Origin of the sequence: Nocardiopsis mangrovi, from assembly GCF_042653925.1 — a bacterium.
Classification (GTDB): Bacteria; Actinomycetota; Actinomycetes; order Streptosporangiales; family Streptosporangiaceae; genus Nocardiopsis_B; species Nocardiopsis_B mangrovi.
Genome location: NZ_JBHSFQ010000005.1, coordinates 1 through 24,002, shown reverse-complemented (window position 1 = coordinate 24,002; position 24,002 = coordinate 1). Strand labels below are relative to the sequence as shown.

The 24,002-nt window shown below is 73.7% G+C and carries 23 protein-coding genes; 4 read left to right on the top strand and 19 right to left on the bottom strand.

Annotated features, from left to right (window positions below; all coding sequences use genetic code 11):
* Positions 1-19 precede the first annotated feature (19 nt).
* From ACFO4E_RS07405 to ACFO4E_RS07365, 9 genes are all read right to left on the bottom strand, one after another.
* Positions 20-2,539 (bottom strand): MMPL family transporter, encoded by a 2,520-nt coding sequence (locus tag ACFO4E_RS07405; protein WP_378572298.1) that lies wholly within the window; start codon positions 2,537-2,539, stop codon positions 20-22.
* 40 nt (positions 2,540-2,579) lie between these two features.
* Complete coding sequence (locus tag ACFO4E_RS07400; protein ID WP_378572297.1) at positions 2,580-3,242, bottom strand: TetR/AcrR family transcriptional regulator; 663 nt, start codon at positions 3,240-3,242, stop codon at positions 2,580-2,582.
* A gap of 100 nt (positions 3,243-3,342) precedes the next feature.
* Positions 3,343-4,167, bottom strand: a complete 825-nt coding sequence (locus ACFO4E_RS07395; RefSeq protein WP_378572296.1) for a metal-dependent hydrolase — start codon at positions 4,165-4,167, stop codon at positions 3,343-3,345.
* Between the two features lie 358 nt (positions 4,168-4,525).
* Positions 4,526-5,449 carry an RNA polymerase sigma-70 factor gene (locus ACFO4E_RS07390; RefSeq protein ID WP_378572295.1) on the bottom strand — a complete coding sequence of 308 codons (924 nt, stop codon included), beginning with the start codon at positions 5,447-5,449 and terminating at the stop codon, positions 4,526-4,528.
* Between the two features lie 157 nt (positions 5,450-5,606).
* On the bottom strand, positions 5,607-6,083 hold the full coding sequence (locus ACFO4E_RS07385) for a carboxymuconolactone decarboxylase family protein (protein ID WP_378572294.1): 477 nt from the start codon (positions 6,081-6,083) through the stop codon (positions 5,607-5,609).
* Between the two features lie 161 nt (positions 6,084-6,244).
* Positions 6,245-6,871 (bottom strand): hypothetical protein, encoded by a 627-nt coding sequence (locus tag ACFO4E_RS07380; protein WP_378572293.1) that lies wholly within the window; start codon positions 6,869-6,871, stop codon positions 6,245-6,247.
* A 253-nt stretch (positions 6,872-7,124) separates the two neighbouring features.
* Positions 7,125-7,481: a hypothetical protein gene (locus tag ACFO4E_RS07375; RefSeq protein WP_378572292.1), complete on the bottom strand. Its 357-nt coding sequence runs from the start codon at positions 7,479-7,481 to the stop codon at positions 7,125-7,127.
* Entirely contained in the window at positions 7,478-8,122 is a 645-nt protein-coding gene (locus tag ACFO4E_RS07370) for a TetR/AcrR family transcriptional regulator (RefSeq protein ID WP_378572291.1), read from the bottom strand. Before ACFO4E_RS07370 ends, ACFO4E_RS07375 begins: the two co-directional genes overlap by 4 nt.
* A gap of 62 nt (positions 8,123-8,184) precedes the next feature.
* On the bottom strand, positions 8,185-8,541 hold the full coding sequence (locus tag ACFO4E_RS07365; RefSeq protein ID WP_378572290.1) for an arsenate reductase family protein: 357 nt from the start codon (positions 8,539-8,541) through the stop codon (positions 8,185-8,187).
* Between the two features lie 451 nt (positions 8,542-8,992).
* On the opposite strand from ACFO4E_RS07365, the gene ACFO4E_RS07360 reads away from it, so the two are divergent.
* Positions 8,993-9,658: a hypothetical protein gene (locus ACFO4E_RS07360; RefSeq protein ID WP_378572289.1), complete on the top strand. Its 666-nt coding sequence runs from the start codon at positions 8,993-8,995 to the stop codon at positions 9,656-9,658.
* An 86-nt stretch (positions 9,659-9,744) separates the two neighbouring features.
* Here the strand turns inward: ACFO4E_RS07360 and ACFO4E_RS07355 are convergent, their stop codons facing one another.
* Positions 9,745-10,314: a TetR/AcrR family transcriptional regulator gene (locus ACFO4E_RS07355; RefSeq protein WP_378572288.1), complete on the bottom strand. Its 570-nt coding sequence runs from the start codon at positions 10,312-10,314 to the stop codon at positions 9,745-9,747.
* 103 nt (positions 10,315-10,417) lie between these two features.
* Here ACFO4E_RS07355 and ACFO4E_RS07350 point away from each other — a divergent pair, with 103 nt between their 5' ends.
* Positions 10,418-11,341: an NmrA family NAD(P)-binding protein gene (locus ACFO4E_RS07350; protein ID WP_378572287.1), complete on the top strand. Its 924-nt coding sequence runs from the start codon at positions 10,418-10,420 to the stop codon at positions 11,339-11,341.
* A 224-nt stretch (positions 11,342-11,565) separates the two neighbouring features.
* Here the strand turns inward: ACFO4E_RS07350 and ACFO4E_RS07345 are convergent, their stop codons facing one another.
* Positions 11,566-12,267: an inorganic diphosphatase gene (locus ACFO4E_RS07345; RefSeq protein WP_378572286.1), complete on the bottom strand. Its 702-nt coding sequence runs from the start codon at positions 12,265-12,267 to the stop codon at positions 11,566-11,568.
* Positions 12,268-12,962: 695 nt separating this feature from the next.
* The gene (locus tag ACFO4E_RS07340) at positions 12,963-13,949 is read right to left on the bottom strand and encodes a diacylglycerol/lipid kinase family protein (RefSeq protein WP_378572285.1); all 987 of its coding nucleotides are present in this window, start codon (positions 13,947-13,949) and stop codon (positions 12,963-12,965) included.
* A 612-nt stretch (positions 13,950-14,561) separates the two neighbouring features.
* Here ACFO4E_RS07340 and ACFO4E_RS07335 point away from each other — a divergent pair.
* Complete coding sequence (locus ACFO4E_RS07335) at positions 14,562-15,260, top strand: hypothetical protein (RefSeq protein ID WP_378572284.1); 699 nt, start codon at positions 14,562-14,564, stop codon at positions 15,258-15,260.
* A 77-nt stretch (positions 15,261-15,337) separates the two neighbouring features.
* On the opposite strand, the gene ACFO4E_RS07330 is transcribed toward ACFO4E_RS07335, so the two are convergent.
* The 6 genes from ACFO4E_RS07330 to ACFO4E_RS07305 form a co-directional block, all read right to left on the bottom strand.
* Positions 15,338-16,558 (bottom strand): cytochrome P450, encoded by a 1,221-nt coding sequence (locus ACFO4E_RS07330; protein WP_378572283.1) that lies wholly within the window; start codon positions 16,556-16,558, stop codon positions 15,338-15,340.
* Positions 16,559-16,643: 85 nt separating this feature from the next.
* A complete protein-coding gene (locus ACFO4E_RS07325; protein WP_378572282.1) occupies positions 16,644-16,976 on the bottom strand; it encodes a hypothetical protein in 333 nt (110 codons plus the stop codon).
* 351 nt (positions 16,977-17,327) lie between these two features.
* Positions 17,328-18,380 (bottom strand): DUF5954 family protein, encoded by a 1,053-nt coding sequence (locus ACFO4E_RS07320; RefSeq protein WP_378572281.1) that lies wholly within the window; start codon positions 18,378-18,380, stop codon positions 17,328-17,330.
* Positions 18,381-18,589: 209 nt separating this feature from the next.
* Complete coding sequence (locus tag ACFO4E_RS07315) at positions 18,590-19,597, bottom strand: acetylxylan esterase (RefSeq protein WP_378572280.1); 1,008 nt, start codon at positions 19,595-19,597, stop codon at positions 18,590-18,592.
* 129 nt (positions 19,598-19,726) lie between these two features.
* Positions 19,727-20,905 carry an oxygenase MpaB family protein gene (locus ACFO4E_RS07310; protein WP_378572279.1) on the bottom strand — a complete coding sequence of 393 codons (1,179 nt, stop codon included), beginning with the start codon at positions 20,903-20,905 and terminating at the stop codon, positions 19,727-19,729.
* A gap of 33 nt (positions 20,906-20,938) precedes the next feature.
* Positions 20,939-21,229: a VOC family protein gene (locus ACFO4E_RS07305; RefSeq protein WP_378572278.1), complete on the bottom strand. Its 291-nt coding sequence runs from the start codon at positions 21,227-21,229 to the stop codon at positions 20,939-20,941.
* Positions 21,230-21,385: 156 nt separating this feature from the next.
* Here ACFO4E_RS07305 and ACFO4E_RS07300 point away from each other — a divergent pair, with 156 nt between their 5' ends.
* The gene (locus ACFO4E_RS07300; protein ID WP_378572277.1) at positions 21,386-21,745 is read left to right on the top strand and encodes an ArsR/SmtB family transcription factor; all 360 of its coding nucleotides are present in this window, start codon (positions 21,386-21,388) and stop codon (positions 21,743-21,745) included.
* A gap of 93 nt (positions 21,746-21,838) precedes the next feature.
* Here ACFO4E_RS07300 and ACFO4E_RS07295 read toward each other — a convergent pair whose 3' ends face one another.
* Entirely contained in the window at positions 21,839-22,831 is a 993-nt protein-coding gene (locus ACFO4E_RS07295) for a sporulation protein (RefSeq protein WP_378572276.1), read from the bottom strand.
* Positions 22,832-24,002: the final 1,171 nt, after the last annotated feature.

Below are 24,002 nucleotides of genomic sequence, written 5' to 3'. Positions count from 1 at the left end.
CCCCGCCGCGCGTTTCCCCCTAGCGCTGTCCGGAGGGGACGGGGTCATCCGACGGCTCGGCGGCCGGTGCGGTGTCCCCGGCCGTCGCCGCACCCCCGTCCGCCGTGCGCAGGTGGCGCTGTTCCAGGGCGGAGCCCTCCACGTCCACGTCGGGCAGGATGCGGTCGAGCCACCGCGGCAGCCACCAGGCGGCGTCGCCGGCCAGGCGCATGAGGGCGGGGATCAGCAGCATCCGCACGACGAAGGCGTCCAGTAGCACACCGAAGGCGAGCGCGAAGCCCATCGAGCTGATCATCATCGTCTCGGAGAAGATGAAACCGCCGAACACGCTGATCATGATGATCGCCGCCGCGGTCACCACGGACCGGCCGGCGCGGAACCCCTGTGCGACGGCGTCGCGTGCCGACGCCCCGTGGACGTAGGCCTCGCGCATGCCCGTGCCGATGAAGAGCATGTAGTCCATCGCCAGGCCGAACAGGATGCCGGCCAGGAGCGTGGGCAGGAAGTTCAGCACCGGCCCGGGGGTCTCCAGGCCGATGAGCCCGCCCAGCCAGCCCCACTGGTAGACGGCCACCACGCCGCCCAGGGCGGCGAAGTAGGACAGGATGAACCCCAGCGTGGCCACGACCGGCACGTAGAGCGAGCGGAACACCAGCAGCAGGATGACCAGCGACAGGCCGACGACCACCGTGAGGTAGACCGGCAGCGCGCTGCTGAGGGTCTCGGAGATGTCGATGTTGCCGCTGGCCATGCCCGCCACGCCGAGCGGGCCGGTGCCGTGGATGGGCTCCATGTCGCGGAAGGTGTGCACCAGGTCGGTGGTCTGGGGGCTCGACGGCCCCTGCTCCGGGAGGACCTGGTAGATGGCGAGCGTGTGGTCGTCGGAGATGTCGATGGGCGCCACCGCCGCGACACCGTCGCGGTCGTACAGCTCCTCGGCGACCTGGAACCGGTAGTCGGCCGCCTTGGCCTCGGCGGTCTCCTCGGTCGGGCCGCCGGGCAGCTGCGCCGTGACGAGCAGCGGGCCGTTCTGCCCCTCCCCGAAGTCCTCCGTGATGGCCGCGTAGGCGCGGTGCTGGGTGGACTCGAGCGGCTCGGACGACCCGTCGGGCATTCCGACCCGCAGGTCCAGGGCGGGCAGGGCGATGACGCCGAGGGCGAGCACCGCGACGGCGGCGCGGCCCCGCGCCGCCCCGGCCGACATCGCCTTGGGGCCGCCGGCCCGCGCCCCGGCGGCGCCGTCGCCCGCGCCGCCGGCCCCGGGCGCCCCGCGCTCCCGGCGGGCCAGGATGCGCGCCCCGACCAGGGACAGCAGGGCCGGGACGAGGGTGACCGCGATCAGCACGGCGACGGCGATCGCGATGGCGCCCACCGTGCCCATGAGGCCGAGGAAGCCGATGCCGGTCAGGTTCAGGCCCAGCAGCGCGACGAGGACGGTCGCCCCCGCGAAGACCACGGCGTTGCCCGCGGTCCCGTTGGCCAGGCCGATGGACTCGCCGATCTCGACGCCCTGCTTGAGCTGGCGGCGGTGCCGGTTGACGATGAACAGCGCGTAGTCGATGCCGACCGCCAGGCCCAGCATCAGCCCCAGGATCGGGGTCACCGAGGCCATCTCCAGGACCCCGGACAGCGACATCGCGGTGAGGGTGGCGAGGCCGACGCCGACCAGCGCCGTCAGGATCGGCAGGCCGGCCCCGATCAGGGTGCGCAGCATGACCACCAGGACGACCGCGGCGACGATGAGGCCGATCACCTCGGCGACGCTGACCAGGGTGGGCATGCTCATGGCGATGTCGTTGGCGAAGTCCACCGTGGTGCCCGCCACGGGGTCGTCGGCGAAGATCGCCATCACCGCCTCGCGGGTCTCCTGGGGGACCTCCTCCTGGCTCTGGGTGAAGGCGATGGTGACCAGAGCGGTGCCGCCGTCCTCGGAGACCATGCGGATCCCCTCGGACATCTCCATCAGGTCGGCGCCCTGGTCGAGTTCCCGGCCGGCGTCGTCCAGCTCCTCCGCGGCCAGGTCGATCTCGGCCTGCTGCGCGTCCAGCCCCTCCTCCAGCTGGTCGAGCATGCCGGCGGCCTCGGCCTGCTCGCGGCCGGAGTCGAGTTCGGCCTGGCCCTCCTCCAACTGCGTGCGGGCGTCCTCGATCTCGGCGCGGCCCTCGTCGAGCCGTTCGGCCTGCTCGGCCCGTTCGGCCTCGGTGGCGAACGGGTCGACGGCGTCCTCGACTCCGTCGGCCTCGGCCGCCCGCGCGGTGCGGTCGGCGATGGCCTCCTGCTGTTCCTCGGTGAAGGCCGAGCCGTCCTCGGTCCGGTAGACGACGGTGCCCGCACCGCCGCCCATGCCGGGGAACTCCTGCTTCAGCGTCTGGTTCACCTGGTCGGTGGGGGTGCCGGGGATGGAGAAGCTCTCCTTGAGCTCCCCGGCGAAGAGGGCGTACACGGTGCCGGCCGCGACAAGGAGGGCCAGCCACACCGCGATAACGGTCTTGGCGCGACGCGCTGACGCGCGCCCGAGCCGGTAAAGGAGTTCAGCCATGGGTTCCTGCAAATGTGGGGAGGGGGAGCGCGCCGTGCGCTCAGGACGTTGCCGGCGCGACGGACCCGTATCCGTCGCGGTTCACGGCGATCATTCGATCCAGGAAGTCGGTCCAGACCCGGCGGGAGTCCTCTGTGTCGACCCCGCCGGTGGCCTGTTCCCAGTGCTGGACCACGACCGCACCGCCGCTGACGAGCGCGCCGCACATGAGGTCGACCACGAGCGGGTCGGCGCCCGGATGGCGGCGCAGCACGATCGACGCCAGGCGGGCGCTCACGTCGTTGATCGCGTGTTCGAACAGCCCCGACCGGCTCGGGGTGAGCTCGCGCCCCTCCCGGTGGAGGAGGCGCTTGAGCCGGGTGATGGGGGTGACCAGGTCGGTCTCGCGCAGCGCGGCGGCGAACTCGTCGAACATGCCCCGCGTCCGGCCGTCGGCCGCCGCGGTCATGTTGGCCTCGATGCCGTCGACGATCGTCTCCAGCATTTCGCCGAACACCTCGAGGACGATGTCGTCCATGGAGCCGAAGTGGTTGAACACCGTCCGTCGCGACACGTCGGCCCGTTCGGCCAGCTGGTCGACGGTGAAGTGCGTGCCCTCCAACTCGCCCACCAGGGCCGACGCGGCGTCGATGATCGCGCGGCGGTGCCGTGCCTTGAGCGCGTCACGCCGATCGCCCGCGGGCGGTTTGCGCTGATCGTTCACATTGTCACGGTACGCACTTCGGTGCACTGGGTGCAACGATGCAACAAGTGCACCGGATCACATCACACCGGGATCGCGGCGGTGACCGCCGATCCCGGTTTCAGGCGGCCAGGAGGAACCCGGCGCCGGTGGCGCCCAAGGAGCCGATGCAGATGACGGACTCGGGCCAGGAGCCGGTGGAGAACCGCATCCACGCGGGCATCCCCAGCATCGCCCAGCGGCGGCCCCGCACCTGGAAGGGCCAGGCCAGCGGGACCGCGCTGCGGGTGAGCGCGTCGCCGAGGCTGTGGACGACCATCCCCACGGCCACGGACAGGCCGATATAGGGGCCGGTGTGGGCCCCGTGGCCGATCAGCAGCGCGGTGATCAGCGCGGCGCTCAGCGAGACCGACAGCCACTCGGCCAGGCCGCGCCGCACCGAGCGGGGGACCGGCCGCATGAGCCGGCGCCCCCGGCGCGAGGCGGTCACCCATGAGGTGAGCAGGCGGCGCACCTTTCCCTTCGGCAGGGCCTGGCCGAGGCCGCGCAGCGCCAGCGACAGCGTGAACCACACGATCACCGCCATCCCCGGGGGCCACATCGCGGCCGCGCCCGCCACGAGCCCCAGCGCGAGGGCGAAGGCGGGGGTGTGGAACAGGTAGCGGTGGGTGCCGGCGCCGCGGGTGTCCTGCGGCGTGCGGGTGCGGCGGTAGACCCAGGCGGACAGGGACTGGGCGCCCGCGGCGGCGATGCCGGTGAGCGGCCCCTGGGAACGGGCGGCCGTGGAACCGGGCTGGTCGATGTCGGGCAGCAGCGCGGCGCCGGCGCCGATGAGCGCGCCGGTGGCCAGGACCCAGGTGTCGGCGTGCATCCCGGTCAGCGGGGCGGTGGCCAGGGTGGTGGCCACCCCGGCGGCGGCGCCGGTGGCGGCGTGGCTGGGGGCCATCACGGCCGCTCGCCCCCCGCTGTATCCGGGAGAGCCGGGGAGGGCCTGCGCACGGCGGCGTTCTCCGCCGGGCGTACGCACCGTAGGAGCGTGATCATCGGTGTGTAAGGGGGCGTGGGCGGCACTGAAGAGCCTCCGGGGGGACGGGCTCTCAAGAATGGCGCAGGGCGAGGACATCTACGCGCAGGCGGTCGGGGGACAGGGGGCGCGCCGGCGCGTGCCCGCCCGAGCCCTTCCGGGCCGCCGCCCCGCCCGTCCCCGGGGGCGCCCGCCGGGTTCCGGGGGTGGTGGACGGGCGTACCGGCGGGCGGTCCCGCTGTAGGTCGCAGCTCCGCCGGCGGACAGGTCGGCCGCGAGGTCAGTCCGGGCGCCGGCGGAACTGCTGGAGCTCGCGGTTGACGGCCCAGGCATCGGCGACCGGCCCGATGTGGCCGAGCTTGTCGGGGTTGATCACCGTGCGGACCGCCTGGATCCGCCCGTCCCGCACATCGAGGACCAGGGTGTACAGGACCCTGCCGTCCCGGTCGCGGAAGATCGCGCCGGGCTGGCCGTTGACGTCGCGCGGCTCGAACGCCACGTCGATCCGGGCCAGCCGGGACGCGACCCGGCCCAGGACCCGGGCGACGTTCACCGCCCCCACGACGGCCTTGGCCAGCTGCGGGGCCTTGCCGCCGCCGTCCGAGGCCAGCCGCACATCGGCGGCCAGCAGGTTCTGCAGGCCGCCCACGTCGCCGTCCTTCAGCGCGTCGAAGAACCGGGTCGCCAGCTCCCGCCGTTGCCGGCGGTCGGCCGTGAAGCGCGGCCGCCCGGCCACGACGTGCCGCCGTGCCCGCACCAGCAACTGCCGGCAGGCCGCCTCCGACCGGTCCACCGCGGCGGCGATCTCGTCGAACCCGAACCCGAACACCTCGCGCAGCACGAACACCGCGCGCTCCAGCGGACTCAGCCGCTCCAGCAACAGCAGCGCCGCCACCGAGATCGAGTCGGCCAGCTCCACCGACCGCGCCGGATCCTGGTACGGATCGCTCAGCAGCGGCTCGGGAAACCACGGGCCCGTGTACTCCTCCCGCCGCACGCGGGCGGATCGCAGCACGTCGATGGAGATCCGGGTCACCGTGGCCGACAGGAACGCCTTGGTCGACACCGGCCGGGTCGGCGAGCCGTCGAAGCGCAGCCAGGTCTCCTGCACCGCGTCCTCGGCCTCACCCACGCTGCCCAGGATCCGGTAGGCGATCGAGAACAGCAGCGGCCGCAGCTCCTCGAACTCCTCGACCTCGCCCACGCCGGATCCCCTTTCCTCGCAGCCCGCACCCGGCCGTGCCGGTCGGCGCGGGCGTCCTCCAATGATCGACCGGGGGCCGGCGGGGCCCCGGGGCCCCGCCGGCCGGAGCGGCGCTCGCGGGCCCGTGGCCGGGCCCCGGGCCGTTCGCGCAAGCCGTTCAGTGGAACCGCCCGGGCTGGTAGCCGCCGGTCGCCGGCTGCCGGGTGATGATGTTCAGCCGGTTGGCCGTGTTCATGAAGGACACCAGCATGACGAGGGCGGTGAGCTGTTCGCCGGCGTAGTGCTCGGCGGCGCGCGCCCACACGTCGTCGCCCACCCCGCCGGCGGCGTCCGCGACCCGGGTTCCCTCCTCCGCCAGCTCGAGTGCGGCGCGCTCGGCCCCGGTGAAGACCGTGGCCTCCCGCCACGCCGCGACCAGGTTCAGCCGAACGGAGGTCTCCCCGGCCGCGGCGGCCTCCTTGGTGTGCATGTCGATGCAGACGGCGCAGCCGTTGATCTGGCTCACGCGTAGCGACACCAGCTCCTGGGTCGTGGCCGGCAGCGGCGATTCCTTGATCGCCCGGCCGGCGGACATGAGGTACTTGAACGCCTTGCCCGCCGTCGCGTCGGCGGAGTAGTCCAGTCGCGCGTCCATGGTGTGCTCCTTGGCTGTCGTCGGTGCCTACTCCCCCTGAGACGAGACAGCCCGGCGCCGTGTGACACGGACGTGTGTGACCCCCGTGCCGATGAGGAAGAGTTCGCCGGCGAACTCGGTGTCGCGGCGGGGCGGGGCGGACGCCGCCGGGCGGCGTCCGATCAGAAGCCCGTCCAGAGCGTCTCGACGTCGAGCACGCGGTTGCTCCGCAAGGTGAGGACCCTCTCCACGCCGGCGAGGGCGCCGGAGAGGAGCAGGGTGAAGTTCAGCCATGTGGGCAGGTCGACCGGCGAGGTGAACGATCCGGTGAGGGCGGCGATCTTCGGGATCCCGGTGACCATTTCGAGCGCCTGGGGAACGGCCAGGACGAGGTTGACGACGAGGATGCCGATCGCCAGCCACCCGATCGCCCGGCTCAGCCGGGGACGGCGGCGGTGCAGTCGGCCGCGCAGGTCCTCCAGGCTGCCGGACACGGGCCCGAGGCGCCTCTCCGAGCCGTCGTCGAGGACCAGGTGCATCCGCCGGATCCCGTACAGGGAGATATCGACGTCGATCACGCCGCCGGGGACGGGGAAGGAGACCGGCGGGTCGCCCTTCGCCTGCCGCAGCCCGTCGGCGTACAACTCGGCGGCCCCCTCGTCCCGGCTCACGTCGACGTCGACCGTGTAGCGGACCCGGCCGCCGTCCGGGCCGCGGTGCTCGATCGTGTAGAGCGTGCGGTGGAGTACTTCGTGGCGCCGGAACGGACGCAGGCGCCTGCCATCCGCCGCGCCGGAGTCGGAGTTCACACCACACCTCGGCGCCGCGGCGCGGCCGAGGCCGTCGTGCCGTTCCCGTCGGTGAGAACGTCCATGGTTCCCCTCAGTGATTCGCTCGCGTGTCCCCAAGACGGGGATTGAATGGCCGAGGAAACACCGTGCCGCTGCGGCACACTCAAGATCCGGTCACTGTGAGGCGGACCACGGCGGCGCCGGCGCCGGGGTCTCCGCTCCGATGGGCCCCGCTGCCACGCGTGTGACCCCCCGTTCCCGGGCAGGGGGTTCACGCGTCGCGACGTCGGCCGATCCCGGTGGGGGCGGCGGACTCCGCACGCGCGGAGCCCTGAGGGTACGGTTCCTCCGGAACGGCGTGGGCGAGGACGAGCTTGAGCAGCAGTACCGCGGGCAACCAGGCGAAGCCCTCGGGGCTCGGCACCGATGGGGCGATCATCACCCCGGCGAGGTCGAACACGACGACCGCGCCCACCAGGTACTTCCACCACGGCCATCCCAGGTCCCAGGTGGTCCAGCCCAGGACCGCGGCACCGAGCAGGCCCGCCAGGCAGGCCAGCGCGCGCTCTGCGGCAGTGGCCCCGGTCCCGAAGAACCAGCTCGGCCGCGGGGCGGATGACGCCGTCATGACGCGGTCCCCCCGTCCGGCTGGACGTGGCCGCCGCGCAGCCCCGCGTCGTACACGGCGAGGGTTTCCGAGGTCCACCGCGACATGCCCTCCACCGACAGCGGGTCGACGCCGAGCACGTCGGTGAGGTGGTCCCGCAGGAGCAGTACGGACAGGTCGTTGACCAGCAAGAATGCCGCGCGCACCGGTGCGTCCGCTCCGGGTTCCGCCACCCCCGCCGCGACCATGGCCTGGAGGGTTTCCGTGCTCATCTCGAATAGCCGTCGGAAGACGCGCCGCCCCGCGTCACCGTGGCTCTGCAACAGGCGGCGCAGGTAGAGGGGGATCGGCGAATCGGGCCTCATGTGTCGCAGCAGCGCCTCGGCCGGAAGGGCGGACTCGGGGCCGCGCCCGGAGGGGGGTCGTCCCGCAAGTTCGCCGAGCATGGCCTCGAGTGTGTGCAGCACGTGTTCGTCGACGGCGTCGCGCAGCCCGTTCTTCGACCCGAAGTGGTGGATGACCAGCCCGGGAGATACGCCCGCCGCGGAGGCGATCCGGCGAACCGGCACCGCGTCCGGGCCGTCCGCCGCGAACAGCCGTAACGCCTCGTCGCGGATGATCGCCCGGGTGTTTCGATCGTCGCCGATTGAACGCATGTTCATGATATTAAACGATTGTTCAATCCCGCGTATCCGGGGACCTGCGGGACGAAGGGCCGGGCCCGCTACGGCAGGACGGAGCGGACCGCGTCGGGGGTGCGTCCCACCACGGTGGTGCCGTCGTCCGCGGTGATGATCGGCCGCTGGATCAGAATCGGATGGGCCGCCAGGGCTTCGAGCCACTGGGCGCGCCGGCTGTCGTCCCGCGGCCACGCGTCCATTCCGAGTTCGCCCGCCACGCGCTCGCCGGTGCGGGCGATGTCCCACGGCTCCAGCCCCAGGCGCCGCAGCACATCCTCGAGCTCGCCGACGGTCGGCGGCTCGTCCAGGTAGCGCCGGACCGTGTAGTCGGCGCCCTCGGCGTCGAGGAGGGACAGCGCGGAGCGGCATTTGGAGCAGGCGGGGTTGATCCAGATCTCCACGGCGTGGCCTTTCGGTTCGGAACGGGGCGGTTCAGGCGTCCGGGAGCCCCGCGGGCCTGACGATCCACCGCGCGGACGGCGCCGGTGTACGGGGCGGGGCCGCCGCGGTCGCATGTGCGGCGGCCGCGCACGTCCGCGGTCGCCCGTGCGGCCGCCGTACACGTGCGGCCCGACGAGGGTATCGGCCTCCGTCAGAACGGCGTGCCCGATCCCGGTCCCGGGGTCCTGCGGCCCGCACCCCTACCGTTCGCCTGACCGTCATGGAGAAGGGGTGGCCGGTACCACTCTTCCGCCCCACCATCGTCGAAGACGGGCGGGTCCCGGGCGGCGCCGGCGGATGCGTCGGCGGCGCCACCGCCCGTGGACAACGGAATCACCGACCTACGGCGGACGGTCTCCACGCGACCCTCGACATGGGGTCGACGCCCGGCCGCGGGAGCGGAGGACCGACATGACGAACACCCCTGACCCGATATACCGGGCGGCGCCCGAAGCCAGTAAGCACCGGTTGTTCCCCTTCGCCGAGGAGATCTCCCGGGAACTGGGGCCCCGCGACGACGACCGGGACGCCCAGCTCGCCGCGGCCCGGCGGTCGGTCGCGCACCGGCGCAACCGCCGCGCCACCGTCGCCGCCGCCGCGGTGGCCGTTGCCGCCGGAGCGGTGCCGGCCTGGGAGGCCGCCGCGGACGGGTCCTGGCTGGCGCCCTGGCTCCCGGCCGCCCTCCTGGCCGCGGCGCTCATCACGACCGGACTGCTCGGCGTCCGCACCCGGCGCCTGGGCAACGCGGTCCGGGCCGCCGATGCGACCATCGGCATCCCCCTGCCGCCCAAGCACATCGACGCGGCCATGGACGGCATCGTCACCCTGCTCGTGGTGATCGACAGGGTCCCGGAACTGCCCGGACCGGTCCGCACCCGGCTCTACTCCGTGATCGGCGGAGCGCAGTACGACTACCTCGTGAAGCTCATCGCCGGCGCCCGGCGGGTGCGGGAGGCGTGGGCGACCGGCGATGAACAGCGCTGGCTGGCGCAGAGCGCCCGGTTCGTCGACCTGTGCGAAGAGATCGACGCGTTCGGCGACCGTGTGGCGGCGACGCTGCGCGACCTGCCGGACTGACGGAGCCGGCGGTCGCACCGCCGGCGGTCCCCTCACGGCCTTCCTCCCACGACGACCGGGCGGTCCGCCGAGGGCGTGCGCCGCGGTCAGTCGTGAGGACTGAGGCCCGCCACGGTCAGCCGGAACAACCGCTCGGCCCGGGGCGCGGGATCGGGCTCGTGCTCGGTGGCCAGGGCGATGCCGACGATCAGCGTGATGAGATCGGTGAAAGTGACCTCCGACGCCACCGCGCCGTCCCGCACCGCGCGGTGGAGCAGTGGGGCTCCCGCCTCTTCGAGCGCGGCGGTGCAGCCGTTGTCGTGCGGCGAGTCGGGGCCGGCGCCGTCGGAGGCCAGCGCGGCCGCCAGCCCCCGGATGGAGGCGCAATAGGCGACGACCTCACTCAGCCAGTCCAGCAGTGCGCTGCGGCCGTCGCCCGGGCGGCCCGCCAATTCGCGGGCGCGGGCGCACAGGGCGTCGATCCGCTTGTGCGAGACCGCCTCCAGCAGGGCGCGCCGCGTGGGGAAGTGCCGGCGGACGGTCGCGGATCCGACCCCCGCTGTGCGGGCGATCTGCTCCAGGGACGCGTCGGCGCCCTGGGTGGCGACCTCCTCCTCGGCCACGGCGAGGATGCGCGCGTAGTTGCGCCGGGCGTCCGCGCGCTGTTGGGCGGGCACGGCGTCACCTCCGGTGTTGTTAAATGGCGGGCCCCGCCGTATTGTACCGTGAGAAAAGCGGCGGGCCCCGCCGTTTATGTCGAGCGCACCCCCTAGGAGCATCATGCCCACCGATTCCGCACCCGTCCTGGTCACCGGCGCCACCGGTAGACAGGGCGGGGCCACGGCACGCGCCCTGCTCGCGGCGGGCGTCGCCGTCCGCGCCCTGGTCCGCGACCCCGCCTCCGCCCGCGCCGAGGCGGTCGAGGCACTCGGCGCGGAACTGGTCACCGGCGACCTCCACGACCGCGACTCGGTGGTCCGGGCCGCTCAGGGGGCGCGCGCCGTCTTCTCCGTGCAGATGCCCGCCATGTCCGGGGATGCCATCGACTTCGACGGAGAGGTCGCCCAAGGCGTCAACCTCGTGGAGGGCGCGAAGGCCGCCGGGGTCCCGCAGTTCGTGCACACATCCGTCAGCGGCGCCGGCGGGCACACCGAGACCCCCGGCTGGGTCGCCGGCCGCTGGGACGGGCTGGAACGCTCGCTCGGCGCCAAGGCCGCGATCCAGGACCGGGTCCGCGCGGTCGGCTTCCCGCACTGGACGATCCTCAAGCCGGGCTTCTTCATGGAGAACTTCCTCCCCGACATGGCCTTCCTCTTCCCGCGGGGTATCGAGGGGGGCCTGGTGAGCGTCGTCAAGCCGGGCACCCGGCTGTCCCTCGCAGCGGTGGACGACATCGGGGCCGCGGCCGCCGCGGCCGTCGCCGCACCGGAGCGGTTCCACGGGGTCGAACTGGAGCTGGCGAGCGACTACCTGTCGATGGCGGAGATCGCCGATGTCCTCTCCGGTGTTCTGGGCACGCCGCTGTCGGCGCCGGACATGACCGAGGAGGCCGCATTCGCCGCGGGAATGCCCGCGATGGGCGCCTCGCACGACTGGATCAACGTCGCCGGACAGCCGGCCCGCCCGCAGTACGCCAGGGACCTGGGCATCCCGCTCACCGGCTTCGAGCAGTGGGCGCGGCGGCACCTGCGGACCGCGGCCTGACCGGGTTCTGATCGGGCCGGGAGGTCGGCCGCGCGAGCAGGCCGGTGCGGCGCCGGTGCCGTCCCGCGCGGACAAGGGCTCAAGCTCCGGGGGCACCGGCGGCCGGCGGCTCGCCGGCCGCTGTCCGGCGGGGGTGGCGGGGCCGGGCGGGGGCACTCGATCAGCCGTCCGCCGTGGACGAGCGCGCCGGTGGCCCCGCAAGGGCCGGGGCCACCGGCCCCGGGTCAGGAGCAGCTGTCGCTGTAGGCGGTCAGCGCCGCCTCGACGGTCGCGTGGGTCTCTTCGGCGTCGGCGAACCCGTCCAGCTCGACCTCCTTGCGCCCATCGGGGAGGTCCTTGTAGACGCGGAAGAACGACTCGATGCGGTCCCGCTCGATCTCCGGGAGGTCGCCGATGTCGGCGATGCCGGCGTAGGTGGGGTCGACGTCGTCGACGGGGACCGCGACGACCTTGTCGTCCTGCTCGCCGCCGTCGACCATCCGCAGGGTGCCGACGGGCCGGATCCGCACCACGGCCCCGGGCACCAGCGGCTCGCGGCTGAACACCAGGACGTCCAGCGGGTCTCCGTCGCCCGCGAGGGTCCGCGGCAGGGTGCCGTAGTTGGCCGGGTAGGTGACGGGCATGGACTGGAAGCGGTCGGCGACGAGCTGACCGGTATCGGCGTCGATCTCGTACTTGGTGAAGCCGCCCTGCGCGATCTCGACGACGGCGGCCACCCCCTCCTCGGCGGCGTCGCCCGGTGCGGGCTGGGGGTACCCGAAGGGGTGCGTGTAGCCGCCGGGCTCGGCCGCGAAGCAGCCGTCGGCCGGCTCGGCGGGCGCCGAGCCGGGGGAGGCGGCGATCGCGCTGGAGATGCCCCAGAACAGCGCGGCCGCGACCGGGACGGAGGCGACGGCGGCGATGGTGCGGACGGAGGGTCGGGCCACGGGAGGACACGTCCTTAGAGAAAGGGGATGAAAGGGATGAATCAGGCAAACGGGGTTTCGGTCGGCGATGTTTCCGCCATGCGATGAACGCGGGAGCAACGCCACCGGTCGACCCCCTTTCCCCCGCCCGAACAACACCCCGGACACCACCCGTACGCAGGAGCGGGGCACGGCCAACGGTCGCCGCGCCTGCCCGCCGTGCCCTCAGCGGCCGCCCACGGAGGCCGGCGCGGCCGTGGGCGCGGCCCGGCCGGGGTACCGGTGGGGCGGTGGAAGGGACCGGGTCCGTGATCCCGGGCGGGCGCCGTTCCCGGGGTGGGCAGCGCCGATCGCGGGGTTGGGATCACCGCGATCGCCGCGATCCCAACCCCGCGATCGCGGTGATCGGTGTCAACCCCGGCGGCGGCGTACCGCCGCGGACCGAGCTCTCTCGATCCGGCTCGATCCGTCCCGGCGGGCCGGGCCGCCGGCCGGCGCGGTCCCGGCACGCTCAGCCGACCGAGGGCGGTCCCATCCATGCGGTCGCCCTGGTTCCTGTGCGGCGCGGCCGGACCTGGTAACGGAGGCGGCCCCTTCGTCCGGTGGTGCGGGGGCGCTTTGGCCGGGCCGGGGAACGGAGCCGTGGGGGTGTCCGGGAGGGGCGGCGGTGGCGAACCGTCCGCGTGCCGTTGTCGACCGTCCGGCGCGCCGCGGTGTCAGCGCGCGCCGTGACCGCGGCCCCGCCGCGGGCGCGGGGGAGCGTGGAAGACGCGCAGCCGCTGCGCGATCTTGGCGAAGGTGACCTCAGGGCCGGCGTCGAAGGTCTCCCCGTCGCAGGCCAAGCGCAGCCGCCCGTGCGGGGAGGACACGGTCAGCGCGGGCACGCGCCACTGCGTGTAAGCGGTTCCCAGCCCCCAGTGCCCGAGCAGCATGTCCAGGACCACGCGCGTGCGCGAGTACCGCTTGTGCGCCCGGAGCACCCGGATGTCGAGCAGGCCGTCCTCCAGCCGTGTCCGCTTGCTGGGGATCAGCGCACGGGTGTGGTGCTTCCCATTGCCCACGAACGCCCACCGGATCGGCATCCGGCGGCCGTTGACGACCACATCGGTGGGCTCGGCCCTGCGCAGCGCGTACCAGGCGGCGACCGCGAAGGCGGACCACCGGCCCATGCGCCGGCGCAGCCGCTCGCGGTGGTCGAACACCGCGGGGTAGGCGCCGAGGGACGCGGTGTTGAGGAAGAGCCGGCCGTCGGCCGTGCCCACGTCCACCGCCCCGACCGTCCCTGTGCGGTAGGCGGCCACCGACTCCTCCGCCGACCCCAGCCCCAGGGTGGAGGCGAAATTGTCCAGGCTGCCGCCCGGGATGACCAGCAGCGGACGGTCATGGCGCAGCGCCGCCTGCGCCGCCGCGTTGACCGTCCCGTCACCGCCCGCTACGGCGAGGACGTGGCAGCGGCCGGCGGCGTCGTCCATGAGCGCGGCCAAGTCGTCGCCGGTGCCGAACTCCACCACCTCGGAGCGCGGCAGGCCGGCGCGGATCCGCTCGGCCATACCCGGCCCGCCCAGCGCGGAAGGGCCGTCACCGGAGCGCGGGTTGACGACGGCCACCACCCCGCGCCCCTCCGGGTCGAACTCCTCGGCGGGAACGGGAGCGGTCCGCGGCCCGCCGCCGCGCCGCACCGACAGTGTTCGGACTGCGTCCATGGCCTCCACCCCTGCACGTTCGGTATGGGTTCCCCTTCCTTACCCTCCAGCTGGGCGCCAACCGTCCGCGCCCGCGCGGTACCGCGAGATCACCCGCGACACAGCGGGCCGTGGGACCGTCGTCCGACGCTGGGGAGCGGGGCGGTCCCCGCCCGAGCCCAGGCCGCGGGCGCCGGTCCCGGCCCCGGTCCGGGGCCGGCGTCACCGACCCGCCGATACCGATCGACCACGGATCCCCCGACGACCCTCGGACGGCCGCCCCCGAACGGTGGCGTCGCGCGCGGGCCCTGCGGTCGGAACCCCGCCCTGCGCGCCGGGCGGGCGAACCGCAGTCGGCTTCGGACGGCGGCCCGCCACCCCGGCGGACGTCCCCCGGGCGCGGCCGCCCGGGCCCGGGCGGCCGGTCCCGCTGGGTCGCCGGGTGACGGGTGGGGTTCGCGCAGGGCCGCGGTGGCCTGATCCGGCCGTATCCGGGGGCCGCCCGGTCGCCGCACGGGCGCGCACAAGGGCGTGGAGGCGGTGGTCGCCGACGATCCGGGATACGCGGAGCCTTCGATGCCCGCGACGCTCGTAATCTGGCGTTCCCTTCCCTGCCGTGCGAAGGAGGCGGGAATGCAGATCCTGGAATCGAGCATCGTCGGGCTGCGATCGGCGGTCATCCCGCTCCGGCGGCGCGGATCCCCCATGCGGATCCTGCTGTTCCCGATGGTGCACGTCGCCGAGCCCGCCTTCTACCAGGACGTCGGAGCACGCCTCCTCGACTGCCACATCGTCGTCGCCGAGGGCATCCGCGGGGAGTCCACCCCGGTCTCCTTCCTGACCATGGCCTACCGGTGCACCCCGCACAACAGGAGGCTCGGGCTGATCGTGCAGAAACTCGACGTGGACGCCCTGCCGGTTCCGGTCATCCGCCCGGACATGACCGGCCCGGATTTCACGAAGGGCTGGCGGCGGCTCCCCCTGAGGGAGCGCGCGTGGGTGGCGCTGCTGGTCCCCATCGTCGCCGCCATCAGCCTCCTCGCGGGCAGCCGCGCACACGTCGGCGACCTGCTCGCCCTCGACCACGATCCGCCGACCGCCGCCGAAGAGGCGGCGGAGCGCCTCCCGGAGCTGCACGCGCTGGTGCGCACGCGACGGGAGGCGTTGCTGGTCGAGGCCCTGTCGGCGCTCCACGCGGAGCACGGCCACGAGCCGATCGACGTCGCCGTGGTCTACGGCGCCGCCCACATGCCCGCGGTCGTCACGGCGATGGCGGCCCGCCACGGCTACCTGCCGCGGCAGGCCGAATGGCTGACCGTCTTCGAGTACTAGCCGGCTCGTCGGCCTTCGGGCGGGCGCGCACCCGCCGCCCGGCCGGTGCGCAAGCGCCCGCGAGGCGGGTCACCGCGTCACCACCGCACCGGCACCTCGCTCAGGCCGCCGACCTCCAGCCCGCGGATCTGTCGCAGCTCGTGGACCGGCACCGCCAGGTCGAGGTCCGGCAGGGTGCGCAGCAGGACCTCCAGGACGACCTGGAGCTCGATGCGGGCCAGGGACTGCCCCAGGCACGCATGCGGCCCGGCGCCGAAGGCCAGGTGGGGGTTGGGGCTGCGGTCCAGGTCCAGGCGGTCGGGGTCGGCGAAGACCTGTTCGTCGCGGTTGGCGGAGGACAGGCCGCAGAAGACGGTGGTGCCGCCCGGCAGCGTCTCCCCGCCGATGCGCACGTCCTCGCCGATGTAGCGCCGGATGCCGAAGCCGCCGAGGTTGGCGTCGAAGCGCAGCACTTCGTCTACCGCCCGGCGCACCAGGGACGGATCGGCCAGCAGGCGCTCCCAGCGGGTGCGGTCGGCCAAGAGCATCGCGACCATCTTGCCGATCATGTTCGCCGTGGTCTCGTGCCCGGCGACCAGCAGCGCCATGCCGATGCCGCGCAGTTCGTCATCGGACAGCCCGTCGGCCTCCGCCCGGCTCTGCGTGATCAGCATGCTGAGCACGTCCTCGCCCGGGTCGGCGCGCTTGGCGGCGATGAGCCCGGACATGTACGCCGCGAACTCGCCGTGTGCCGCCGCGGTCTGCCGCCTGGAGAAGCGGGTGACGTTCAGGAACGCGTCGGACCAGTGGGAGAAGCGGTCCCGCTCGTCGGGCGGAGCGCCGAGGAGGTCGCAGATCACATGGACCGGGAGCGGGAACGCGAGCGCGGCCTTGAGGTCGGCGGGCCGTCCGCTCGCGACCATGCCGCCGACGAGGGACTCGGTGATGTCCACGATGACGGGGCGCAGCTCGGTCATGCGCTTGGCGGTGAAGTACCGGACGACCCGGCGCCGCCAGCGGAGGTGGGCCTCTCCCGTCAGGGGCAGGCCCAGCGACAGGGTGCCATCGGCTGATGACCCGCCGGCTTCCTCGGGTGCGAGCCGGGCGCTCGCGTCCTCGGCCGTCGGGTGGGCGAAGCGGGGGTCGGACAGGAGGGCCTTGACGTCGTCGTAGCGGGTGAGGAGCGCGCCCGAATCGCCGCTGGGGAGCTCGACGGTGGCCACGGGACACCGCTCGCGCAGCCGCTTCCACGCGTCCGGCGCGTCCAGGGGGCCGCGGGCGGGCAGGGGCAGGCGGACGGCCTGGTCGTCGTGGCTCATCCGGCGCCTCCGGGTGCGGCGGGGCGGGATTCGCGCTGGCAGAGGGGCGGAGTGCGCTGCGGAGTGTCGATCATTTATAGCTAAATTAGCCGCCGGTGCGAGCGGGATCAAGCGACGCGGGCGGGGCCGCCGGCACGACGATGTACTTGATGCGGTGGTAGTCCCGGCAGAGCAGGGGGACGCAGCCCAGCAGCATCAGGCTGGTGATCACCCATGTGCCCCGGAAGTCCATGGTCGTGGTGATGACCTCGATGCCGGCGATGATCGGCAGGTAGACGCAGGCGCCCAGGAGGGCGGTGGGCGGCACCAGGAGCAGGAACGCCGCACCCATCTGGCAGATCCCGATGAACTCGTAGAGGAACCCGGAATGGTGCAGGGCGTCGAAGAGGCGGGCGGCGTCGCCGGAGGAGGGGTCCATCCGGGTGAAGGGCGTATCGAGGACCTTGGTGAGCCCCGAGGGGATGAACCCCCAGGGCCGGCAGGACGCGGACCGTCCAGGTGAAGTAGTGCAGGGCCCGGATGCCGCGGACCGAGGCGTGCAGCCGGTCGAGGCGGGCGAGCAGTGCGTGCATCGGGCCCCTCTGGTCGCCGCGCCGACGGTCGCCGACGGTGCGCGGCCACGCTACGGGGGCGGGGGTCCGCGCCGCCTCCTCCTCCGGGGGGACGCGCACCGCCCCTTTCGTCGGTGCCGGCGTGCCGGACGGCGGTGTGCGTGCGGGGTGCGGGGCCGGGACGCCGGTGCGGGCGCCCCGGCGGGGGACCGATGCGGCTATCCCGGGCCGAGGAGGAACTTCCTGGTCTCGTCGCCCGGGGGGTCGGGCGGGCCCTCGTCGTCCTCGTCGAGGAGGCCCTGTTCGTGGGCTTCGAGGTGCTGGGCCGCCGGGGGCGGATAGGGGTCGTGGTCGCTGTCGCGGGGCGTCTCGGGGCCGTCGAAGCCGACGCGCGCGACCCTGATCACCCGGGCGACCCGGTAGTGCCGGTTCAGCACCGACACCGCGTCGACGAGGCCCTCCGCCTCACAGGAGGCGAGCGCCGCGCCATAGGCGGCGCGCTCCTCGGTCGTGGTGCCGGCGTTCCACTCCTCGTCGCTGCGGCTCCGGTGGGCGAGGTGCAGGCGCAGGTCCTCGCGCGCCTCATCGGGGGTGGTGCAGTTGGAGCCGAAGGGGCGCCAGGCGCGTGCGCCGCCGCGGCGCATCAGCAGTTGGAAGTCGGGCGGCAGGATGATGACGTCGGGGTAGGCCATGTGCCGGACCAGGGCGTCCTCGGTGACCTCCCGCGGGATCGGGCCGCCGGCCGGGACCAGCTCGCTCAGCTCGGCCTTGAGCGCCGCCGCGTCCGCATCGGTCTCGGCATCGCTGGTGAGGTCGATGCCGTACTGGCGGGCGCTGCGCTCCGATTCACCCGGCGGCGGGTCGCAGGTCAGGGGAGGCGGGTCGGTGGCTCGGGGCCAGTCGGGCTCGTCCCTGGTGAAGCGGACGTAGCGCTCGATGCGCACCACCCGGTAGCGGTGCCCGAGGACCAGGAGTTCGTCGTGGCGCTCCCAGTCCAGGAGGTTGGCCGCGTCGGCGAAGTCGCGCTTGCGTCCGGGGTCGGGTTCGAGCTCGTGGGTCTGCTTGAGGAAGTGGTGGGCCAGCGCGTCGCGGCCCTCCTGCGGGCTCGGGCCGGCGTAGGCGCGGGTGAGCCACCGGTCGCCGACCTCCTGGGCGGGCTGGTAGAGGGGGAAGAGCATGCGCAGATCGGTCCGGGTGCTCCGGTGTCGGGCGGCGCGGGTGTCGGGGATGCGCGGTCTGCGGTGCGCAGAGGGCTCGTCGCGGTCGTCCATGGGCCCCATACTTGTCGCTCGCAGGGCCCTCTGTCAGGCGGTTCGCGTGCTCCCGCGAATGGGAGTGCACGAAAGCCGTCCCATGCCGCCCGGCTATTCGGCGATTCGCGGACATCGGGTACGTAAAATCTACTTTGTAAAGGTGGCGCCGGCGGTGTCCGGCCGGACACCGCCACTACAGCGGGGCCGGCCGCCACCGGCCCGCCGGCTCACCCGCCGTGGACCGTGAGCGCGCCGCTCGCGGTGACCGGGCGGCCGTCCAGCAGCGGGGACAGGAAGTCCAGGGCCGCCCGCTGGTCCTCGGTGTCGCCGCCCTCGTGGCCGTTGTAGGGCCACACGACCATGTCGCGGTCGGCGCCGTAGGCGTTGCGCGCGGCGAAGACCGTCGAGGGCGGGCAGGTCGCGTCCATCAGGGCGGTCGTGAACAGCGCCGGGACCCGGGCGCGCGCGGCGAAGTGCACGCCGTCGATGTGGGCGAGGGTGCGCAGGGCCGCGGGCGCCTTCAGGCGGTGCACCCGCAGATAACGGGGGATCTCGGCGTAGGGCGTGGCGTCGGTGATGGTGACGGCCCGCGCGATGTCGCACAGGAACGGAACGAGGGAGACGATCCCGGCGACGTCGCCGACGAGCGTCCCGGCCGCCAGCGCCAGCGCGCCGCCCTGCGACCGGCCCAGGACCGCCACGCGTGCCGGATCGACCGCGTCCAGCGCCCGCGCGGCCTCGACCGCGCGCACGGCATCGGTGATCACCCGCCGGTAGTAGTAGGTGCCGGGGTCCTCGATGCCGCGCGTCATGAATCCGGGGTGGGACGACGCGCTTCCGACGGGGTCGGCGGTGTCGCCCGGCCGTCCCGCGCCGCCCTGGCCGCGCACGTCCATCGTGAGGTGGGCGAAGCCCGCGCTCGCCCAGAACAGGCCGTCGACCGCCGAACCGCGTCCGCTGCCGTAGCCGGGGAACTCCACCACAGCGGGCAGTGGGGCCTCCGCCCCGTGCGGCAGCCGCAGCCACGCCTTGATCGGGGCGCCGTCGAATCCGGCGAAGGTGACGTCGTGGACGTCCAGCGTTCGCAGGCCGGTCGCCGCCGGGTGTGTGCGCACGTCCAGGGGGTGGGTGCGGGCCTCGGCCAGCGTCGTGGTCCAGAAGTCCTCGAAGCCCGGTGGGCAAACGCCTTCCGAGCGGAACTCGCGGAGCCGGTCGAGGGGAAGGTCGACGAACAAGGGGCAGCCCTTCTCATGGGGGACCTCGTGGGGACGGTCCCGCCGGGGGAGACCCCGGCCGGACCCTCCCGATCAAGGAGGTACCACGCCATCACGGGATATCGCCACCTTTGCGGTGTTCGCGGCGGATCACCCGGTTCCCGCGACATGGTCGCGGTACTCGGTGCCCGGAAGGGCGGCGAACTCGGTGCGCCGGTACTCGATCTGCTCCGCGAGCGCCATCCGCCAGGACTCCGGCGTCGCCCGCTGCCAGCGGCGCACACCGGCGTTCCCCATGGCCAGGAGGGGAAGGAACGGGGCGATGTCCACGCGTTCGATCCCGAGCGCGTCGGCGGCGGACTCCCCCTGCATGACCCGGGTCAGCGCGGCGAGGAGGGTGTCGACGGTGGCGCGCGGCAGCGACAGCGACTCCTCCATCGGCCCGGCGAGCGCGTCCAGCAGCGCGCGGACCAGCGATCGCGCGGCGTCGTCGGGCCCGGCGTTGGTGGCGTCGACGGCCTCGAGGAGCGCGGCCGCCGACGCGTGGTCGTGGACGTCCCGGTAGAAGCGGGGGTCCACGCCGATCAGGGCGGCGACATGGTGCCAATAGCGGTAGAGGTCGCGTTCGTCGTCGCCGCTCAGCCGGATCCCCACGCGTTCCAGCGCGCGGAACGGCACGACCGTGAAGTCCAGCCACGTGCGGGCGGTGTCGACCTGGTTGATGGGCACGCCCCACGTGCCGGTGTCCCATCCGCGGCTGAGGGCGCGGGCGCGCACCCGGGCGTGCAGCAGCCGCACCTGCACGGAGTCGCGGTAGCCGGGGGCGCCGCACAGGAGCCCGCCGGGGGCGACGGCGTTGGCCCGCCACAGGCCGGTCTCGCCGAGGCGGCGCGCGGCGCCGTCGGTGAGTCTGCCGGTGCCGATGAGGACCCGCGCGATCCCGGGGGCGCTGTAGGTGTGCACGAGCGATGCCAGCGCGAAGCCGATCCGGCTCCAGAACGGGTCGACGGTGATGCTGGGGACGTCGCCGCGTTCCAGCAGCCCGGTGTCGGCGTCGGCGATCGACCGCTCCGCTTCGCCCAAGAGCGCGGCCACGGCGGGCGGTGGATCGGTGACGGCGCCGAGGCCGTCGGCCAGCCCGGTGCTCAGGGCGGTGCGCGCGGCGGCGCCGTGCTCGGCGAACTCGGCGATCACCGCGTCGGCGACGGGGTCGCCCCGGCGCAGCCCGTCGGCGAGCAGCGCGAGGCGTTCGCGTCCGTGTCGCTCGCGCACGTCGGCGGCGTTGATGAGGCGCCGTGGGGGTGCGGACAGTGCGGAATCGATCGACATTTCAGCCTCCATCACGGATTTCCGGCACGAAGCCTATCCACCGCCCGGAGCCTCCGGTCGCCCGTGGACGGTGCGGGCGTCCTCGACGTAGAGGCGGAGGAACGCCGGCAGCGGGGGCCATGCGGGGTCGGCGTCGAAGAGCAGCACGATCGCGTCGCCGATCCGGACCTCGGCGTGCCCGACGCGCCCGCGGGCATCGGTGACGCGCGCCACTTCTTCGGCGTCGAACGCGTTCTTCGGGTAGTCGATGACGGCGGCGGTGTCGCGCGAGATGATCCACGGCGTCACGGTGGTGTAGCCCTCTGGGATCGCCGTGACGGCCATGCGCGCCTCCTTCGGTACGGGTACGGGGGCCGGTCGCGACGGTAGGCGCGGAATAGGTCCGATCCCGTCCTGATCGAGGCGGGCACCGTCTCCGCCGAGGCGGAGGCGGGCCCGTGGCGGGCGTTCCCGGCGCGACAGGGCGCATAGACTGCGGGCATGCACCCCGGCGATGCAACGGCACCTGCGAATCCTTCGCACGAGCACCCGCCCGACGCCGCACAGCTCGCTGTGGCCGCCAACGTGTTCCAGCTGCTGTCCGACCCCACCCGGCTGCACCTGCTGTGGATCCTCGCCCACCGCGAGGCCGACGTCACGCAGCTGACCGAGGCGTGCGGGGTGTCGCGCACCGCGGTCTCCCAGCATCTGGCCAAGCTGCGGCTGGCCTCGCTGGTGGAGTCGCGCAAGCGGTCGCGGCACGCCATCTACCGGTTGCGCGACGGCCACCTGCGCCGGCTGGTCGTGGAGGCGCTCAGCCACGCCGACCACGTGGTGACCGGCGAACCGCCGCACGCCTGACCGCTCCGGAGCGCCTGACCGGTCGCGCCCGCGTGACCGGCCCCGCTCTGCCGGGGCGGGCCCGCGCCGGCAGGTGCGGCGCGGGCCCGCAGGTCACTCCTCCTCTTCCTCCTCCGGCTCCTCCTCGGGTTCCTCCTGCTCGTCGGAGTCGGTGAACGCGTCGATGGCCTCGGAGGCGAGGTAGCCGGCGGCCAGGCCGCCGGCGGCGCCGAGGGCGACACCGCCGATGGCGCCGAGCATGCCGCCGCCCTCGTCCTCCTGGTGGTGGTAGCCCTGATCGCCGTAGCCGTACCCGCCGCCGTAGCCGCGGTGCTGTGCCAGCGTGCGCTCGATCCACTCGTTGAGCCGGGCCGCCCAGTCGTAGCGGTCGGCGTCGGCGTGCTCGACGCGGAAGCCGCCGTGGCTCTCGGCGCCTTCGGTGAACAGGCCGTCGTGCCGGTCGATGCCGATGACGACGATCAGTCCGTGCGGGTCGGGGACGAACCCGGCCTCGACCTCGCCCACCTCGTGGGCGTAGCGCTCGGCGGGGTGGAAGTCGATCTCCTGCACGAACGGGAACTCCTGGGCCGCGCCCGGCACGTGGCCGGTCTCGACGCTGGTGCTCTTGAGCGCGAATCCGAGACGGGCGAACGCCTCCAAGATGCGGTCCTGGCTGGGGAGGGCGTGCACGTGGATCCGGTCGAGGTCGCCCTTGTCGGCCGAGCCGGCCAGCACGACGTCGGTGCGCAGGCCCAGCACGGCGCCGGGGAGCGTGCCGCCGCCGGCCTCGGTGATCGGGGCCTGCCAGGGGACCTGGTAGCGGAAGGGAACGGAGTGGCGCTCCCCGGCCGCCAGCCGGAACGGCCCGGCCACCGGGATGCGGGCGAACTCAGCCGTGGCGGTCTCGTCCTCCTCCCCGCCGTACTCGGTCTCGACGCGGGAGACCAGTGCGAGGGCGATCTCTTCGATGTCGGCGTCGGAGTCGCCGCCGGCGAGCTCGATGTGCCCCTCGACGAATGAGCCGGGATAGGTGTGCGGGGTCGCGAGCACGGTGTCGATGGTGGGGCCGCCGATTCCGAAGGCCGCCAGCAAGCGTTTGAAGGCCATTCCGTCCTTTCCGTCCCCGTCGCCGGGGGACATGGTGGGTGCGCGCGGCGGGACGCCGTGCGTCCCGTCGTCCCGTTGTCCGGTCGCCCGGTGTACGGGCCCGGCTGCGCGCGGTGTCACCGGCGCAACGGGGAGCGGGGCGGCGCGGTTCCGGGCCCGCCGGCCGATCCGGGGCTCGGGACGTCCGTAATTGGGGCCGTCGGTGCGGGTGCACCCAGGGGTGCCGACGCAGAGCTGGACGCCTCATGCGCGATGGCGCTGTCGGTACAGGTCAGCGTCCCCAGACGGACGAGGAGGCCGCGGGCGGTGGCGCGCGGCGGCGCCTCCTCGAACGAACCTGAACGGATATTGGGGCGGCCCAATCCCGGTGTCGGAGTGCTGACGGGTCCGTAGGGGCGTCGAGGGCCGGCCCGGCGTCCGTTCTGCCGCGGGCCGGTCGCGGTCGGTGCCGCGGCGGTGCCGACCGCGGCCCTTTGCCCACCCGTGGCATCGCCGGGGCGCGGCACGCGGTGGTCCGCGGTGCGCGGTGCCGGAACCCGCTCTCCGCGGGGTTTCCGGCGGGGCCCGGAAAAATGTGCTCAGGACGGAATGACACCCCCCGCCCCGCTGTTGTACGAACCGTTGCCCTAGCACGGCGAAACAGACCGGAGCTTGGGTTTAGGCGTGGATTTCCTTGGAGTCCACAGAGGGCACGGATCCCCGCGCACGCAGGAGATCCCCGCCCCCGGAACCCGACTCCGCGCCGGTTGATCTGCGGGTTTTACGTGCGCCACCCTCGCAATTTACTTGCGCATTGGCTAGCGTGATCCGTGATCGGTTCGTGATCTGACGGTCAATCGCAGACCAGCCACCGATGCCGAACCCAGGGCCCCGACTTCTCCGACGGCCCGGGACCCCGGCCCTTCCCATGCGGGACGGCAGCGCAGTCCAGCGCCGCCCGCCCCGGGTCCACAGCCGACCCGCCCGCACGCCCGGCGCTCCGCTCGGGCGAGACCCCACGGTTCACCCGCCGCACATCCCGCCACGGCACCGCCGTGCCCGGATCGGGCGGATGCGCCGTGCCCCGGGCCACTCTCGGCCCCGCACCCGACCAACGGGGGGACACACCATGACTGCGAACACCACCGCCCTGAACACCGCCGCGCCCGCCACCACCGCCGCCGCCGGCACC

Bases quoted from the DNA above. Each gene is read 5' to 3' on its own strand.
- ACFO4E_RS07405 (WP_378572298.1), bottom strand. From the start codon at position 2,539: ATGGCTGAACTCCTTTACCGGCTCGGGCGCGCGTCAGCGCGTCGCGCC.
- ACFO4E_RS07395 (WP_378572296.1), bottom strand. From the start codon at position 4,167: ATGGCCCCCAGCCACGCCGCCACCGGCGCCGCCGCCGGGGTGGCCACC.
- ACFO4E_RS07385 (WP_378572294.1), bottom strand. From the start codon at position 6,083: ATGGACGCGCGACTGGACTACTCCGCCGACGCGACGGCGGGCAAGGCG.
- ACFO4E_RS07375 (WP_378572292.1), bottom strand. From the start codon at position 7,481: ATGACGGCGTCATCCGCCCCGCGGCCGAGCTGGTTCTTCGGGACCGGG.
- ACFO4E_RS07370 (WP_378572291.1), bottom strand. From the start codon at position 8,122: ATGAACATGCGTTCAATCGGCGACGATCGAAACACCCGGGCGATCATC.
- ACFO4E_RS07360 (WP_378572289.1), top strand. From the start codon at position 8,993: ATGACGAACACCCCTGACCCGATATACCGGGCGGCGCCCGAAGCCAGT.
- ACFO4E_RS07350 (WP_378572287.1), top strand. From the start codon at position 10,418: ATGCCCACCGATTCCGCACCCGTCCTGGTCACCGGCGCCACCGGTAGA.
- ACFO4E_RS07340 (WP_378572285.1), bottom strand. From the start codon at position 13,949: ATGGACGCAGTCCGAACACTGTCGGTGCGGCGCGGCGGCGGGCCGCGG.
- ACFO4E_RS07335 (WP_378572284.1), top strand. From the start codon at position 14,562: ATGCAGATCCTGGAATCGAGCATCGTCGGGCTGCGATCGGCGGTCATC.
- ACFO4E_RS07330 (WP_378572283.1), bottom strand. From the start codon at position 16,558: ATGAGCCACGACGACCAGGCCGTCCGCCTGCCCCTGCCCGCCCGCGGC.
- ACFO4E_RS07325 (WP_378572282.1), bottom strand. From the start codon at position 16,976: ATGGACCCCTCCTCCGGCGACGCCGCCCGCCTCTTCGACGCCCTGCAC.
- ACFO4E_RS07320 (WP_378572281.1), bottom strand. From the start codon at position 18,380: ATGGACGACCGCGACGAGCCCTCTGCGCACCGCAGACCGCGCATCCCC.
- ACFO4E_RS07310 (WP_378572279.1), bottom strand. From the start codon at position 20,905: ATGTCGATCGATTCCGCACTGTCCGCACCCCCACGGCGCCTCATCAAC.
- ACFO4E_RS07305 (WP_378572278.1), bottom strand. From the start codon at position 21,229: ATGGCCGTCACGGCGATCCCAGAGGGCTACACCACCGTGACGCCGTGG.
- ACFO4E_RS07300 (WP_378572277.1), top strand. From the start codon at position 21,386: ATGCACCCCGGCGATGCAACGGCACCTGCGAATCCTTCGCACGAGCAC.
- ACFO4E_RS07295 (WP_378572276.1), bottom strand. From the start codon at position 22,831: ATGGCCTTCAAACGCTTGCTGGCGGCCTTCGGAATCGGCGGCCCCACC.